The organism is Bacillus sp. 205(2023), from assembly GCF_037027485.1.
Taxonomy (GTDB): domain Bacteria; phylum Bacillota; class Bacilli; order Bacillales; family Bacillaceae; genus Bacillus; species Bacillus halotolerans.
The window spans coordinates 75,110-90,415 of the sequence record NZ_JAXCHF010000006.1 but is presented as its reverse complement, the minus strand read 5'-3'; the positions used below and the strand labels follow the sequence as shown (position 1 = coordinate 90,415).

At 41.6% G+C, this 15,306-nt stretch carries 21 protein-coding genes; 17 read left to right on the top strand and 4 right to left on the bottom strand.

The genetic code is table 11. The features are described 5' to 3' along the window. Nucleotides 1–28 precede the first annotated feature (28 nt). From essA to WA325_RS15155, 11 genes are all read left to right on the top strand, one after another. Nucleotides 29–481, top strand: a complete 453-nt coding sequence (gene essA, locus WA325_RS15205; RefSeq protein ID WP_336183935.1) for a type VII secretion protein EssA — start codon at nucleotides 29–31, stop codon at nucleotides 479–481. Nucleotides 482–544: 63 nt separating this feature from the next. Next, nucleotides 545–1,276, top strand: coding sequence for a (S)-benzoin forming benzil reductase (locus WA325_RS15200; protein ID WP_336183893.1), 732 nt, complete (start codon nucleotides 545–547; stop codon nucleotides 1,274–1,276). Nucleotides 1,277–1,473: 197 nt separating this feature from the next. Continuing rightward, complete coding sequence (locus tag WA325_RS15195) at nucleotides 1,474–2,004, top strand: HD domain-containing protein (RefSeq protein WP_024122693.1); 531 nt, start codon at nucleotides 1,474–1,476, stop codon at nucleotides 2,002–2,004. 185 nt (nucleotides 2,005–2,189) lie between these two features. Then, on the top strand, nucleotides 2,190–2,426 hold the full coding sequence (locus WA325_RS15190; protein ID WP_010331703.1) for a YuzF family protein: 237 nt from the start codon (nucleotides 2,190–2,192) through the stop codon (nucleotides 2,424–2,426). A 436-nt stretch (nucleotides 2,427–2,862) separates the two neighbouring features. Then, complete coding sequence (locus WA325_RS15185; RefSeq protein ID WP_105955480.1) at nucleotides 2,863–3,972, top strand: AI-2E family transporter; 1,110 nt, start codon at nucleotides 2,863–2,865, stop codon at nucleotides 3,970–3,972. 59 nt (nucleotides 3,973–4,031) lie between these two features. After that, the gene (locus WA325_RS15180) at nucleotides 4,032–4,253 is read left to right on the top strand and encodes a spore germination protein (RefSeq protein ID WP_044158952.1); all 222 of its coding nucleotides are present in this window, start codon (nucleotides 4,032–4,034) and stop codon (nucleotides 4,251–4,253) included. Between the two features lie 73 nt (nucleotides 4,254–4,326). Continuing rightward, on the top strand, nucleotides 4,327–4,575 hold the full coding sequence (locus tag WA325_RS15175; RefSeq protein WP_024122689.1) for a YueH family protein: 249 nt from the start codon (nucleotides 4,327–4,329) through the stop codon (nucleotides 4,573–4,575). Between the two features lie 70 nt (nucleotides 4,576–4,645). Beyond that, the gene (locus WA325_RS15170) at nucleotides 4,646–5,044 is read left to right on the top strand and encodes a YueI family protein (RefSeq protein WP_105955479.1); all 399 of its coding nucleotides are present in this window, start codon (nucleotides 4,646–4,648) and stop codon (nucleotides 5,042–5,044) included. A gap of 96 nt (nucleotides 5,045–5,140) precedes the next feature. Beyond that, nucleotides 5,141–5,692 (top strand): cysteine hydrolase family protein, encoded by a 552-nt coding sequence (locus WA325_RS15165; RefSeq protein WP_336183892.1) that lies wholly within the window; start codon nucleotides 5,141–5,143, stop codon nucleotides 5,690–5,692. Nucleotides 5,693–5,707: 15 nt separating this feature from the next. Then, the gene (locus tag WA325_RS15160; RefSeq protein ID WP_024122686.1) at nucleotides 5,708–7,177 is read left to right on the top strand and encodes a nicotinate phosphoribosyltransferase; all 1,470 of its coding nucleotides are present in this window, start codon (nucleotides 5,708–5,710) and stop codon (nucleotides 7,175–7,177) included. A gap of 135 nt (nucleotides 7,178–7,312) precedes the next feature. After that, entirely contained in the window at nucleotides 7,313–8,542 is a 1,230-nt protein-coding gene (locus tag WA325_RS15155) for an EAL and HDOD domain-containing protein (RefSeq protein WP_044158949.1), read from the top strand. On the opposite strand, the gene WA325_RS15150 is transcribed toward WA325_RS15155, so the two are convergent. Then, nucleotides 8,518–8,886 carry a hypothetical protein gene (locus WA325_RS15150; protein WP_105955477.1) on the bottom strand — a complete coding sequence of 123 codons (369 nt, stop codon included), beginning with the start codon at nucleotides 8,884–8,886 and terminating at the stop codon, nucleotides 8,518–8,520. The two genes, WA325_RS15155 and WA325_RS15150, sit on opposite strands and share 25 nt — an antisense overlap. A 460-nt stretch (nucleotides 8,887–9,346) precedes the next feature. On the opposite strand from WA325_RS15150, the gene degQ reads away from it, so the two are divergent. The 6 genes from degQ (at nucleotide 9,347) to WA325_RS15120 (ending at nucleotide 14,144) form a co-directional block, all read left to right on the top strand. Continuing rightward, a complete protein-coding gene (degQ, locus tag WA325_RS15145) occupies nucleotides 9,347–9,487 on the top strand; it encodes a degradation enzyme regulation protein DegQ (RefSeq protein ID WP_024122683.1) in 141 nt (46 codons plus the stop codon). 184 nt (nucleotides 9,488–9,671) lie between these two features. Continuing rightward, complete coding sequence (locus tag WA325_RS15140) at nucleotides 9,672–10,532, top strand: polyprenyl synthetase family protein (RefSeq protein ID WP_105991687.1); 861 nt, start codon at nucleotides 9,672–9,674, stop codon at nucleotides 10,530–10,532. A gap of 12 nt (nucleotides 10,533–10,544) precedes the next feature. Beyond that, on the top strand, nucleotides 10,545–10,709 hold the full coding sequence (gene comX / locus WA325_RS15135; RefSeq protein ID WP_105991648.1) for a competence pheromone ComX: 165 nt from the start codon (nucleotides 10,545–10,547) through the stop codon (nucleotides 10,707–10,709). 11 nt (nucleotides 10,710–10,720) lie between these two features. Beyond that, nucleotides 10,721–13,021, top strand: a complete 2,301-nt coding sequence (locus WA325_RS15130) for a histidine kinase (protein ID WP_105991649.1) — start codon at nucleotides 10,721–10,723, stop codon at nucleotides 13,019–13,021. 80 nt (nucleotides 13,022–13,101) lie between these two features. Continuing rightward, a complete protein-coding gene (gene comA / locus WA325_RS15125; RefSeq protein WP_101864137.1) occupies nucleotides 13,102–13,746 on the top strand; it encodes a two-component system response regulator ComA in 645 nt (214 codons plus the stop codon). A gap of 17 nt (nucleotides 13,747–13,763) precedes the next feature. Then, on the top strand, nucleotides 13,764–14,144 hold the full coding sequence (locus WA325_RS15120) for a hotdog fold thioesterase (protein WP_024122679.1): 381 nt from the start codon (nucleotides 13,764–13,766) through the stop codon (nucleotides 14,142–14,144). Nucleotides 14,145–14,182: 38 nt separating this feature from the next. Here the strand turns inward: WA325_RS15120 and mnhG are convergent, their stop codons facing one another. From mnhG to WA325_RS15105, 3 genes are read right to left on the bottom strand one after another with little or no spacing between them, the layout of a single operon-like run. Then, complete coding sequence (gene mnhG, locus WA325_RS15115) at nucleotides 14,183–14,557, bottom strand: monovalent cation/H(+) antiporter subunit G (RefSeq protein WP_105991650.1); 375 nt, start codon at nucleotides 14,555–14,557, stop codon at nucleotides 14,183–14,185. Beyond that, the gene (locus WA325_RS15110) at nucleotides 14,541–14,825 is read right to left on the bottom strand and encodes a Na(+)/H(+) antiporter subunit F1 (RefSeq protein ID WP_024122677.1); all 285 of its coding nucleotides are present in this window, start codon (nucleotides 14,823–14,825) and stop codon (nucleotides 14,541–14,543) included. The genes mnhG and WA325_RS15110 overlap by 17 nt, the downstream gene beginning before the upstream one ends. Next, the gene (locus tag WA325_RS15105) at nucleotides 14,825–15,301 is read right to left on the bottom strand and encodes a Na+/H+ antiporter subunit E (RefSeq protein ID WP_101864138.1); all 477 of its coding nucleotides are present in this window, start codon (nucleotides 15,299–15,301) and stop codon (nucleotides 14,825–14,827) included. Before WA325_RS15105 ends, WA325_RS15110 begins: the two co-directional genes overlap by 1 nt. Nucleotides 15,302–15,306 lie beyond the last annotated feature (5 nt).

Below are 15,306 nucleotides of genomic sequence, written 5' to 3'. Positions count from 1 at the left end.
CAGCTTGGAAAAGGGGATCATGATGTGTATGCTCTCCTTTTCCCTTTTCATACCCTCTGCCGCTGCTGCCGAAACCGAAGAAAATACGGATGTCGCGCCAAACCAATATGAAAAGAAAGATATTGAAATCGATACGAATTATTTGCATGAAGATTCTTCCTATGAGGAGAAAACAGAACTGCCTGAGGAGCAAAAGGATATTACCTTTGATAAGCCGAAGGACCGGGACGCCGAGCTGATAAAGGATTTGTTTACATCAACAGATGATGAGGGCTCCAACACCATCGCGGCTCAATCTAAACAGCTGGGGATTACATTTGCCGAGAAACCGATCACAAAAGCGTCATCAATAGAAATGAAAGAAAAAGGTTCATCTTCACTCCTGCTTCCGATCATCTATATCGTGCTGATTCTGCTCGGGATCGCAGGCATTGTTTTTCTCATACCAAAGGTTATCGTGCAGGAAAATAAAAAGGCGTAAGCGCCCGCGCTTGTTTTGCATAAAAGCGGTCCGTACAATAAGAACGGAAGGAGGCGGTTTCCAATGGAACTTTATATCATCACCGGAGCGTCAAAAGGACTGGGGAAAGCCATTGCATTACAGGCTCTGGAAAAAGACCATGAAATCCATGCCCTGTCCAGAACAACAACAGATGTTTCTCATGAGAAACTGACACAGCACCAGATCGACCTGATCAATCTCACAGAGGCTGAGCAGCAATTCAAAACATTGCTTTCATCCATCAATCCGGCTGATTATTCAGCCATCACACTGATCAATAATGCTGGAATGGTAACGCCGATCAAACGCGCCGGAGAAGCGTCTCTTGAAGAGCTGCAGCGCCATTATCAGCTTAATCTGACAGCGCCCGTGCTCTTGAGCCAGCTGTTTACAAAACAGTTTGCTGCTTTCAGCGGAAGAAAAACAATCGTAAATATTACCTCTGGCGCGGCCAAAAACCCATACAAGGGTTGGAGCGCGTATTGCAGCTCAAAAGCCGGACTTGATATGTTTACGAGAACGTTCGGATTTGAACAGGAAGACGAAGAACGGCCGGTGAACATGATTTCTTTCTCGCCGGGTGTCATGGACACTGACATGCAGGCCGTCATCCGTTCATCATCGAAAAAGGATTTCCACGATATCGAGCGGTTCCGGAAATTGAATGAAACAGGAAGCCTTCGCAGTCCGGCCTTTATTGCCGGCACGCTGCTTTCTTTATTAGAGAAAGGCGCGGAAAACGGGCGCATATATGATATTAAAGAGTTTTTGTAGAGCAGAGTGAATCTGCTCTTTTTTTATATAAAAAGGCGATAACTTAAGCATTCCGGAGTTCGGCTGCATATACTGACTGAAACTCTGCTTTTAGGGTATAACAAACATGAAAAGTAAACAAAAATGATATGACATAAGAATTGAGTTTCTCTGCAAATTATGTTAGGATTCTAAAAATATCTAAAGGAGGGGTTTCCATGAGAAAGGTTACATTAATGGATGTCTTCGCCCATCCAATTGCACAAAAATATTTACAGCGTTCCGGCGTGGCTCATGCGATTGCCTGCGCCTATCATGCATACAGGCTGTCTGTAAAGGCTGATATCAGCCCTGATTTAGCCGCAAAAGCGGCATTGCTGCATGACATCGGACATTATGAATGGTATACAGACGGAAAATGGGATTATGAGAAATACAGAAGAAATGACATCCATGCCATTAAAGGGGCGGAACGGGCGCATAAGCTCTTGATTCGTCTTGGTGAAGAACCGAAAGCGGCAAAAGAGATTGCCCTTGCCATATTGCTTCATACCGATTCCTATCTGCCTGAAGGTGAACTCGATAAAAATACGCTGCAGCAGATTGTCAAAAAAGCGGACGAACTTGATGAAGAACCTGGCGGCCACCATCATTACCGACAAATTGACGAAGCAACCGCACTGAAAAAAATAGAAAAGCTGGACCGATTAATCGACCAAGCCCAGTCTTCTATAAAAAAGCCTGTATAGGTCCCGCCTGTATTCGGAACAGCGTCCGCTTTCTTCGCTGTCTCCGTTTCATCACCATTTCCTTACACCCGCGTGAATCACACTCCCCAATCGTCTCCGCATCCCCTGGTGTTATCCGGTAAGCCTGTGTCATTATCCTTAACCGTGGCATAAGCTGAGATAAAACATATAAAGGGGATTGAAGTATGGCCAACCAAGGTAGTCCGCAACTGGTCTCATTAGTCGATCCTTATGTCTATCAGACCATCAAAAAGCTCATCGGCTCAAAATTCATTATCCAGACAGTACGAGATACGGTCAGAGGCAGACTGATTGATGTAAAACCGGACCATATCATCATTGAAGCAGCCCGAAATTCTGTTTTTTTAATCAGCATCCAGCACATGGTTTCCGTCACGCCAGATTACAGTGAACGGGTGTAACAGTGCTTGCGCTTGAAAAATAGGCGTACACCGGGACGTCCTATTTTTCAGTTAAGCGCTGTAAAAACGCCCCGTCATAAATTGTGCCGCCAAGATCAAAACCGGAGCGGTTATCTGAAATAAAGCGTAAACAACAACCGAAGTGATACCCGCCCGCATCCTTTACATATAAACGGGGCTTCCCGGCAAACGGAGCACAGCGCCGCTGCCCCTCAGTCATTCTATCGTTTTGATTCACATCAAGCAGGATAAAATCTAAACGTTAAGCTAGTCCGCAAGTACATAAATCAGTGCGGCGTCCCTGCCGTATGTCACAGCTTGCATAATCAACAGTCCATTCACTGATTAAGAGTTCTGATATCAGTTCATTTTTGTTACAATGATGGGGTGCAAGTTCTTTTATCTGATAGACAAAGAAAAACTAGGAGGAACAAGCTTGTTGAAATCAAAAGTCCATTTTTGGACATTGCAAATTTTATTTGTTTTGCTGATTATTTTCGTAGCAACAAAAGTTTCATTTGTGTTTCAGCCGTTCATCGTGTTTATCTCGACATTGTTTTTCCCGATGCTGATTGCCGGAATTCTGTATTTTATTTTTAATCCGGTCGTCCGACTGCTTGAGAAAAAAATGCCGCGGACATTATCGATTCTGCTCATCTATTTAGTATTTATCGGTTTGCTAGCCTTTGTTTCTGCGGCAGTCGGGCCTGTCATTACATCGCAGGTGACCGGGCTGTTTAACAATCTTCCTGAATATATAAAACAGATTCAGGCATTAACAAAAGATTTATCTCACTCTCAGTGGTTTACCTGGATGATGACACAGGATTATGTATCCATATCAAAAATTGAGCAGTCTCTGACAAGCTTTCTCCAAAACCTGCCGCAAAATATTACATCCAGTTTATCGGCGGTGTTTGGTGTCGTGACAAATATCACACTTGTCATTATCACTGTTCCGTTTATCCTCTTTTATATGCTGAAGGATGGACACCGCTTTCCGCACCTGGCAGTCAAAATACTTCCGGCTTCATACCGGACAGAAGGTCTAAAGATCTTTAAGGATTTAACCGACACACTCGCTGCGTATTTTCAGGGACAGCTGTTAATCTGTCTTTTTGTAGGGACAGCGTGCTTTATCGGATACTTGATAACAGGGCTGCCATATGCGCTGATTCTTGGAATTGTCATGGCCATTACAAATATCATTCCTTATGTCGGGCCTTTTCTCGGCGCTGCGCCGGCTGTTATTATCGGCTTTATGGATTCACCGGCCAAAGCGCTTTTTGCGATCATTGTGGTTGTGATCGTTCAGCAGCTCGACGGAAATCTGCTTTCTCCGCTCGTTATCGGAAAACGTTTGAATACGCACCCGCTTACCATCATTTTGCTGTTGATTGGAGCAGGAAGCTTCGGCGGCATTCTCGGCATGATTTTAGCTGTGCCGGTGTATGCGGTAGTCAAAGCGTTTTTCCTGAATATCGTGCGGCTGATCAAGCTGCGCCAGCGGTCACGCCTTGAAGAAAACGAACGTCCCGCTGAATAGGCGGGCACCATTGGCTCCTTTCCGCATATGATGCTGTAAATCAGTGCGGAGGTGGGGAAATGCCTGCGATTGTAGGGCCGATATATATTATGTCTATATCAGGTGATGCTGCGGCCAGCTTTGGAGATGTGTTTGCGATTGCGCCGAAAAGCGTCGATCACACAGGTGCTGGGTCTGGCACATTTCAGCTGGGGGATTTTGTGAAGATCAATAACGAATATAGTAAAACAATTTTAAACGATGCCGATATCATTGATGATACCGTTTCGTTTAACGGGTAACAGCCTTTTCTAGAGAGGCTGTTGCTTTTTTATTGTATAATATGGATAGTCTTTTAAATAGCGAGGTCATGTTATGAAAATCAGAAAAGCAAATATCAGCACACAAACAGGAATGATCACTGATGTATATCTGCATGAAAACAGAAAAGAGCTGCATACGCTAGTAGCCGTTCCGCAGCTGGAGTGGAGCACGATTATTTCATACGAGGAAGAAAAATCATCGCTGCCTGAACGGCTGGAGGCTTCTTTGCGCCGGCATACAGAGGACGAGCCTGCTGGTGAGCTGGCAAAAAAAATCATTCACTGGGTAACGGAAATGTAACAGCCCTTGAAAGTTTAGCCCCCGCAGGATCAGGCGATAATGAAGACAAACAAGACGGGAGGACGAGCTTTTGAGTGATGAAACGCTGGATCTCTATTTACAGCAAGGAATGTACGGGCCGCTGGAAACAAAACCTGACGAGCGCCATTTGTTTTTAGGCTCATTGCGGGAAAGAGTGCTTTTGGCACTGACGAAAGGGCAGGTGCTCAGAAGCAAACCGTATGACGAAGCGGAGCAAGCGTTTAAACGCAATAAAAATATATCTCTTCTTATCAATGGAGAGCTTCAGTATCAGTCTTATTCACCTTATGTAAAAATGGCGAACCGAAACGGAGTGCCTTTTAAAGTCGTATCTGATCTTCAGTTTCATACGCCTTTAGGCCTTGTCATTGCGGCGGACAGTGCGGTAAATCATGAATCTATATATATTCAGGACGACATTTTTAACAGGTCGGTGCTGAAATCTTAAGAGACAAACGGACCGTTTGTCTTTTTATTCATGGCAATTCCCTTACAACGGGAGATAAGATATAATGTTCTCATACTGATGGCGGGGAGGCCGGCTATGAAAAAAGCACTTATTTGTATTGATTATACGAATGATTTTGTGGCGAGTGATGGAAAATTGACCTGCGGGGAGCCCGGCAGAATGATTGAAGAGGCGATCGTCAATTTGACAGAACACTTTATCACAAACGGTGATTACGTCGTATTTGCAGTAGATTCTCACAATGAAGGGGATCAATATCATCCTGAAACCCGTCTGTTCCCACCGCATAATATTAAGAGTACGGAAGGAAAAGACCTGTACGGAAAGCTTTTGCCTCTATATCAGAAACATGCACATGATCATAATGTATATTACATGGAAAAAACGAGATATTCTGCTTTTGCGGGTACTGACTTAGAACTGAAACTCAGAGAGCGGCAGATTGACGAGCTGCATTTAGCCGGCGTCTGCACAGATATCTGTGTCTTGCATACAGCGGTTGATGCATACAACAAAGGTTTCCGGATTGTTGTGCATAAACAGGCTGTTGCCAGCTTTAATCAGGAGGGGCATACGTGGGCTCTTTCCCATTTTGCAAACAGCATCGGAGCGCAAGTGGCAGAGTAAGGAAGGGGAAAAACAGTGTTAGAGTACGGTTTTAAAGATGACAGCCTGTCATTACATACAGACCTTTATCAAATCAATATGGCGGAAACTTACTGGAGAGACGGCATTCATGAAAAGAAAGCGATTTTTGAGCTTTTTTTCAGAAAGCTTCCGTTTGAGAATGGCTATGCGGTTTTTGCGGGCTTGGAAAAAGCCATTGAATATCTGGAGAACTTCAAGTTTACCGATAGTGACCTGACTTATTTACGAGATGAGCTTGGCTACCATGAAGATTTTATTGATTATTTGAGCGGTTTATCTTTTACAGGTTCTCTTTATTCCATGAAAGAAGGAGAGCTGGTTTTTAACAATGAGCCGATTATGAGGGTGGAAGCTCCCCTTGTAGAAGCGCAGCTTATTGAAACAGCTTTGCTTAACATTGTGAATTACCAAACATTAATCGCGACAAAAGCAGCGCGCATCAAGGGCGTCATTGGTGACGAAATTGCACTTGAATTCGGAACAAGACGGGCGCATGAAATGGATGCGGCTATGTGGGGAGCGAGAGCAGCGTTAATCGGCGGCTTCAGCGCGACAAGCAATGTAAGAGCCGGAAAGCGCTTTAATATCCCGGTATCAGGCACACATGCCCATGCGCTTGTGCAGGCCTACCGCGATGAATATACAGCATTCAAAAAATACGCGGAAACGCATAAGGATTGCGTCTTCTTAGTCGACACGTATGATACGCTTCGTTCAGGCATGCCGAATGCGATTAAAGTTGCCAAGGAATTCGGAGACCGCATCAACTTCATTGGCATCCGCCTGGATAGCGGCGATTTGGCTTACCTGTCAAAAAAAGCCCGGAAAATGCTTGATGAAGCAGGTTTTACAGACGCGAAAGTCATTGCGTCAAGCGACCTGGATGAGCATACCATTATGAATTTAAAGGCTCAGGGAGCGCGCATAGATGTCTGGGGTGTCGGCACGAAGTTGATTACAGCCTATGACCAGCCGGCTCTCGGCGCGGTTTATAAGCTCGTCTCCATCGAAGAAAATGGAGAAATGGTCGACACGATCAAAATTTCATCCAACCCTGATAAAGTGACGACACCTGGCAGAAAGAAAGTGTACCGGATTATTAATCAGTTAAATCATCATTCTGAAGGAGATTACATTGCGCTTTATGACGAGCAGGTGAATGACCAGAAGCGGCTGAGAATGTTCCATCCGGTTCATACCTTCATCAGCAAATTCGTCACGAATTTCTATGCGAAGGATCTTCACGAGCTGATTTTTGAAAAAGGCATCCTATGCTACCAGAACCCTGAGATTTCTGACATTCAGCAATATGTACAAGACAACCTCAGTCTTCTGTGGGAGGAATATAAGAGAATCAGCAAACCTGAAGAATACCCGGTTGATTTAAGCGAGGACTGCTGGAGCAACAAAATGCAGCGGATCCATGAAGTGAAAAGCAGACTGGAAGAAGAGCTCGAAGAATAAAGCAAACTGGCCTTTCGTTCGCGAAGAGGCCAGTTTTTTTGTGGGAATAATATTTTTCATGTTTAGACAAATTTCGTCAAATTATTTGATATACTTAGGGTGGAAAGCCGCGTGTTTTGTAAGGAGGATAAATCAATGAGGGTGTTTGTTGCAAGACAGCCTATATTTAATAGAAAAGAACAGGTTGTCGCTTATGAACTTTTATATAGAGAGAGCGAAGAGAATGTGTATTCCGCTGCAGACGGCGATCAGGCTACAACAGATTTGGTGATTAACAGCTTTTTAAACATCGGAATCGAGAAGCTGACGGAAGGAAAACGCTGTTTTGTCAATTTCACTGAAAGCCTGATGTTTTCGGATCTCCCCACCTCCTTCAATCCAAAACAGCTTGTGATTGAAATCCTTGAAGATATACCGATCACTCCGGCTCTCGTCTCAAGGTGCAGAGAGCTGAAAAAAATGGGGTATACGCTGGCACTCGATGATTTTTACGCGATAAACCCGAAAAATGAGAAATTATTGGAAAAGCTCATGAGCTATATTGATATATTGAAAGTTGATTTTCTTAAAACCACCCGAATGGAACGCCGAAACATTTTGCAAACCTACAGCTATTGCGGCCTGATTTTTTTAGCTGAGAAAGTAGAAACACGCAAAGAATATGAACAAGCGGCGCAAGATGGCTTTCAGTTATTCCAAGGCTACTTTTTCAGCGAACCGCGCATCATCAGCGGCCATGATCTGTCGACCCATTTTTATTCTTACTATGAATTGCTCAACGAATTAAGCAAAGAGCAGCCTAACATCCAGCGTGTAACTGAGTACATAGAACGCGATTTATCGCTGTCATATCAAATTTTAAAATTCTTAAACTCATCCCATAGCCGCTTAACCCAAAAGATCGACAGCATTAAGCAGGCTATCATGCTTCTTGGGTTTAACGAAATCAAACGGTGGATTTACATCCTTTCCTTTAAGGATTTAAGCAGAAAAGGGAATTCGAGCAAACACGAAATCATAAAAATTTCTTTAATGAGAGCAAAGCTATGTGAACTGTTGGCAAGAAAAACAGCGCGCCCGCAGCCGGCCTCGTATATGCTGATCGGGATGTTTTCTCTCATAGACACCCTTTTGCACAGAGAAATAGAAGAGATTATTCAAGAATTGCCTTTAATAGATGAAGTAGGTCAAGCGTTATTAGGTCATCAAAATGACTATTACCAAATGCTTGAGCTTGTGAAGTTAATCGAAACCAACAATTGGGACACTTGCGGAGAATTAGCAAAAGAATTGGACAAGGAAGAAGCGTACGACTGTTATTTGGAAGCCTTGGAGTGGTGTCATAAGCTCATGGGCGAAAAGTAATTGCGGTCTTCTGACCACCGCAATGCCACGATAATTCGGCTTTGCGTGCTGATCAGGCTGATGTATATGCCATCGGGATTAAAGACCGAATCCACATCATGCCGGACGCCTGTCTGTTTGATCAGACGCTTTACTGTTTGTTTATCTGACTGCTCCGCTGCGGTCATGAGGCGGCGCGAAAGCTCCTGTGACCCCGCAATGCGCCTAAGCACAAGCTGAGCATCAGCGAGCAGCCCAGCGGCATCCTGGGCGGAACGGATAAAGATCTCTGTATTGGCGGCAGGAGCGGGCGGACGGCGTATGGCGTACGGATAGACGTAAAACCAAGGATAAGGATATCTCATGGAAGCACCTCGCAATAAGGGGATATGTCTATATGTATAGATCACTCAGGTGCCGGATATGACAAAGCGAAAAGGCCACAACTTTGCGTTGCGGTCTTTTCGGTGTTTGTCGGTCACGATACGCCAAGAATCGCATATTGAATTTTGAAAAAGCGGCGAGGGGGACTATAGTCTTACATTGTGAAACAGATAAACACAATAAAAACAAGGGAATTAAGAATCTTTCTCAATTTCATCCGAAATCACCGTTTTTCCGCATAGAAAAATAGTCCCGTTCTTATTGTGATTCCTTTGAGCATAAGGACCTATTGATATTTGCGGTGTCACGCAGGATCTTTTTGTATACTTTTCGGTGAAAAATAAGCAGAAACCAGATACACTATTAGTAACAGATCAAATACCTAGGACTCGTTCACCATACACAATTCATTGATCTTTCAAAAAAAGGAGTGTGGAAACGATGGAAAAGAAACTTGAAGAAGTAAAACAATTATTATTCCGACTCGAACTTGATATTAAAGAAACGACAGATTCATTACGAAACATTAACAAAAGCATTGATCAGCTCGATAAATACACATACGCAATGAAAATTTCGTAAAAAAGACTTGGAAACAAGTCTTTTTTTTCGTTCTTCCCGTACAATAAATGGATAAAGTATTATATGATTGTTAAAAAACGAAAAACCTGCTGTCCTTTAAATGTCCCATTTAGTAAAATGGAATGGGAAGGGGGAAGTCGTTATTGAGCAGATGTGTTTAGATACTGTCCGGATCAAGGAGAAAATGAAGGATATTGTAAGCCAAAAAATAATGAATCAAGACTTGAATCACTATCTTCAGGATTTTATTGGATCCAAGGATACTTTTGAGTTTGCTGATTTGGCTTTTCATCATTATCTAGCTTTTAACGGTCAGGACAAAAAAGCAATTGAATTGCTAGCTGCCGGAATTGAATTGCTTATACTCTCATTCGATATTTATGATGACTTAGAGGATAAAGATAATAGAAATGCTGTATGGATGAAGATTGACTCGTCTATCGCTTTAAATGCAGTTACAGCTCTTTACACCCTAAGTATACAAGTGATGTGCCAAGCTAGTCATGAACCAGAATTTTCACAAGAGATATTGAATTTTGCGTTACAATCAATTCAAGGCCAGCATGATGATATTGTGAATGCGCCGCAAACGGAAGAAACCTGTCTTGACATGATCAAAAATAAGTCAGGAGCGCTAACGGCGTTGCCCTGTGTAATGGGAGTAATGTTGGCAACCGGCAAATACCATCCCATTGTGGCTTCTTATTCTTATGAACTTGGCATTATTGCACAAATCGAAAATGATTACCAAGGTTTATATTATTTAAATAACGATTTTGTTCAGAAAAAGAATACATTGGCATACTTATATTTAAATAAACGTTTTAATGAAGCTTCTGAAGAAATCTTGAGTTGGTATGAAAATGCTGCGTTGTTCTTATCATTAGATCCCAAATATATAAAAGATAAACTAACTGAGGCAGGCGTAGTGCAATATTTACTTGTGATGAAACACTTGTCATTACAAAAACTCAAAAAAGAAATCGCTAGATTAGAATTACAAGATAATAAGATAGAAGAATTAATAACAGGAATGATAAAATAAAGGAGGATTTATATGCAGGAAATCGTTGGATACTTAGTGAAAAATCCGGAAGTTTTAGATGAGGTTATAGAAGGAAGAGCCTCCTTATTGAATATAGATAAGGATCAATTGAAAAGCATAGTTGATGCTTTTGGAGGATTGCAAATTTATACCAATGGTAATTGGGTTCCTTCGTGAGGCTTTATTAAATGAAGGCATGGTACAACAAAGTTTCAATTTTGTTGATTTTAGTAAGTTTAGTTTATGTAACTTATTTAACGTATATAAGTTCGAGTAAACTTTTAGTTGGTGCAGCGGTAGCCAAAAACCATGACAATGAAGTTGTGGTAACAAACATTGAGGAATTCTCTACGGCTTACTATTCTGGATTACAAAAAGGGGACGTTATTAAAAGCATTAATAATCATAAAGTTAAACGTCCTCTTGAAGTTCAAAAATATAATTCAAACCATGTGAGTTCAATAGTCGTCGAGAGGGATGGAGAAAAGGTTAGGGTTAAGCCTGATTTAATGAATGATGGGAATTTTACTACTTTTGTAATCCCACTAATATTTTATATAGCTTGTCTATTTTGTTGTTTCTTTGTCCTGAAAATAAATGAATCGAAAAAATTATTCTCTGCTTTAATTTTAATCATTTTTTTGTTATCTGCTTCTTTAGCATATTTAAGTGCGGGTGGATCCGCAAAGGGGGATTTGTTAAGCAGATGTATAATGGTATTCACTTTAACATCTGTAATGCTTAACTATCTTCTCTTCTTATATCAGTATTTTAAAGAGCTAGGCACTGTGTTATTTAACAAAAAAGTTTTTATATTATATTCAATTCCAGTATTAAATCTAGTTTTTGAATTGTTTCGTACTCAACTTTTCTTTAGGCATTATGTGCCTAAAATAAATTTACTATCATTCTTTATTTCATTTATAATCGTGAGCGTTTATTTTGGATCTATTTTAATTAAAAGTAAGGATACTGAACAAGCGCATATTATAAAAGTTCTTACCATAATTAATATTTTATCTTTTTCGCCGTTTTTGTTTTTATATATAATACCTTATGTATTCTTAGGTACAGATGGCATTTCTTCTTTTCTAGCTGCTTCTTTTATGTTCCTAATACCATTTTCTTTGGTTTATCAATTTATGACAAATAAAATTTATAATGTGGACTTTATTTTAAGCAGGTTAAAATATTATGGAATATTAGCATTAACGCCCACAATTATTTTAGTTACTGTATTTGAGTTAATGGGAAGCCCAGCTGGAGATTACTATTATTTCAGACTTGCGATTCTGATGTATATGATTATGGTGGCAGTGTTTTATTATAAAGAAGTACTTGATTTCAGATTTAGATTAAAGAGAGTTTCGGAAAAATTTAATTATCAAGACAGCACATATAAATTTACACAGCTGATTAGAGACTCAACCTCCTTGACCCAAGTATTTGAAGAACTGAAAAACACAATACTTGAGGTTTCACTTGTAAGCAGAGCTCATGTTTATGAGGTTTCAGCTGATGGAAGTATTAAACTCCACGAAGAACTTAATGTAAATTCATTTGAAAAAGTCTATCAAAAAGAGTTCAAAAAAGTAACATCTGAAATTGGTAAAATTGTTGAATTTAATAAGGGATTTGTCATGAAAATAGGTGAACGCGGCGGAAAATCATTTGTGATTCTATGTTTATCTAAAATGAATACGCCCCGCCTTACGCTTGAAGAACTTTCTTGGCTGAAAACCTTGGCTTTTTATACAAATGTCTCAATCGAAAACGTCATGAAAATTGAAGAGCTGATGAGTCATTTAGAAGAAATAAAACAACAGGAATCAAACCCCGTTTGGCTCAAAAAACTCATGTACACGATCGAAGAAAAACAACGTTCTGATCTCGCCCGCGATCTCCACGATTCAGTTCTTCAGGATTTGATTTCATTAAAACGGCAGTGTGAACTGTTTTTGGCTGATTTTAAGAAGGATGATGATCCATGTCGTGAAGAGGTGCAGGACAAGCTCGTACAGATGAATGAGCAGATGTCTGATGTGATTTCGATGACGAGGGAGACGTGTCATGAATTGCGGCCGCAGCTTTTGTATGATTTGGGACTGGTGAAGGCGCTGTCTAAGCTGGTGGCGCAGCAGCAGGAGCGGGTTCCGTTTCATATCCGCTTAAATACCGGCAGATTTACGGCGTCGCTTGATTTGGATTCGCAGCTGAATTTGTACAGGATCATTCAAGAGTTCTTATCAAATGCAGTGAAACACTCTCAGGCGACGGAAGTGCTTATCATGCTGATCAGTATTCAGAACAAAATTGTTCTTCATTATGAGGATGATGGTGTCGGATTTGATCTAGAGAAAAATAACGAACATTCCATGAGTATGGGTCTTTCTGGCATTAAGGAGCGAGTCAGGGCTTTAGATGGACGCCTCCGAATCGAAACAAGTGAAGGAAAGGGCTTTAAGGCCGATATTGAAATGGAATTGTAATGGTTTTATAACGTAAACGACTTGGCAGAAGCCAAGTCTTTTTTATAAAATGGAAATGAGTGAGTAAAAGGGAGGAAAACATGAAAAAGATACTAGTGATTGATGACCATCCGGCTGTCATGGAAGGCACCAAGACAATTTTGGAAACGGATTCGAATTTGTCTGTTGATTGTCTCAGTCCTGAACCCAGCGAACAGTTCATACACCAGCATGATTTCTCATCATATGATCTCATCTTAATGGATTTGAACTTAGGCGGTGATGTCAATGGGATGGAGCTTTCTAAACAGATTTTACAAGAGAATCCTCATTGTAAAATTATCGTATATACCGGTTATGAGGTCGAGGATTATTTTGAGGAAGCGATTCGTGCGGGTCTGCACGGCGCCATCAGCAAAACCGAATCAAAGGAAAAGATCACCCAATACATATATCACGTGCTCAACGGAGAAATTTTAGTCGATTTCGCTTACTTTAAACAGCTGATGACTCAGCAAAAAACAAAGCCGGCCCCTTCCTCTCAAAAAGAACAAGATGTGCTCACACCAAGAGAATGCCTGATTCTTCAAGAAGTTGAAAAAGGTTTTACCAACCAAGAAATTGCAGATGCGCTTCATTTAAGCAAGCGGTCCATTGAATACAGCCTGACGTCGATTTTCAACAAGCTTAATGTCGGTTCCAGGACGGAAGCGGTGTTGATTGCAAAATCAGACGGTGTGCTTTAAATAAGGGAGTTAAAACTATGGATATGAAACATACATTGCTTGGCGCGCTGGGAATTGAAATTGTAGAAAGCACAGCGGAACGCTGCGTGGCAGTGATGCCGGTGGATCATCGGACCGTCCAGCCCTTTGGTTATTTGCATGGAGGCGCTTCAGTGGCTCTTGCGGAAACTGCGGCGAGCGTGGGTGCCCAACATCTAATCGATTCTCGTACACAAGCTTGTGTCGGTTTGGAGATTAACGCCAATCATCTGAAATCTGTCAAGGAAGGAACGGTAAAGGCGGTAGCCGAGCCCGTTCATAAAGGCAGAACGACCATTGTGTATCAGATTCACATTTATGACGGGCAAGAGAGGCTGATCTGTATATCCAGATGCACGCTGGCTGTCATCACAAAATAAAAAAACAGCCGGAACTCTGCCTGTCCGGCTGCTCATTTTTATAGGTAAGAATCCTCTTTTCGTTTAATCACAAAGTTTCTGATTCCGTTATAGTCGTCCTGTACACTTCTTTCATCCAGCTTGACGCCAGAGTTGTACGCAGCTCGGCAGATCAAGTGTCCCCCGACCGGCGCCGTAATAAAGATAAAGAAAATCCCGAGCAGAATTTTTGCTGATATCTCTCCTGTAATAAACCACAAAAAGAAGAAGACACCGAGCAAAATCATATTTACCCCTAACGTTGAGCCTTTAGAAGCAGCGTGAGAGCGTGTGTACATATCGGGAAGGCGAAGCGTCCCGAAGGAAGCCGCAAGACAGATTAGCGCCCCCATTAGGATAAATATCGCTACTGCTATTTTAGCGATCACGATCATTTTCGATAATCTCTCCTTTCTCTAAGAACTTAGAAAACGCAATGGTTCCGATAAAAGACAAAATACCCAGCAATAATATGATATCAAGAAAAATACTCGTATTCAGCAGGATGGAGACAAGCGCTGTCATCGCTATCAGATTAATGCCGATTGCATCCAGAGCCACAACCCGGTCAGGAACAGTCGGCCCTTTGATGACACGAACGACATACAACAGGGTGGACACCGCCATAATGCCGAGCGCGATTTGAAGGATTAACGTAAACATCAGCGGCTCACCTCCTGTATGGCTTTTTCAAATGACTCACGAATATCAAAAATCGCTTTTTCCGCATCCTCAATATCCATCGCGTGAATATAGAGAATGGTCCGGTCATCGGAAATATCCATGACCAATGTTCCCGGCGTTAATGTAATAAGCAGTGAAAGCAGGGTAATTTCCCAATCCTTTGTCAGCTCTGTTTTAAATGCGAATATGCCTGGTTTGATATCCAGTTTTGGCGACAGGACTGTTTTCAGCACACTGACGTTGGCAAGGTATAATTCCCTTATAAAGATCAAAAAAAGTTTGATAATCGAAAACATTTTCCATAGATAAAACGGTTGAGCAAGGAAGCGCCGGAAGAAGAAGAGAGAGATCATTCCCAGGATAAAGCCTGTGATGAATCCGGCGGCGCTTGCGTCATTGCTCAAGAACATCCAGCAAAAAGCGAGAAACACATTTAATAAAATTTGAAATGCCATGCGAT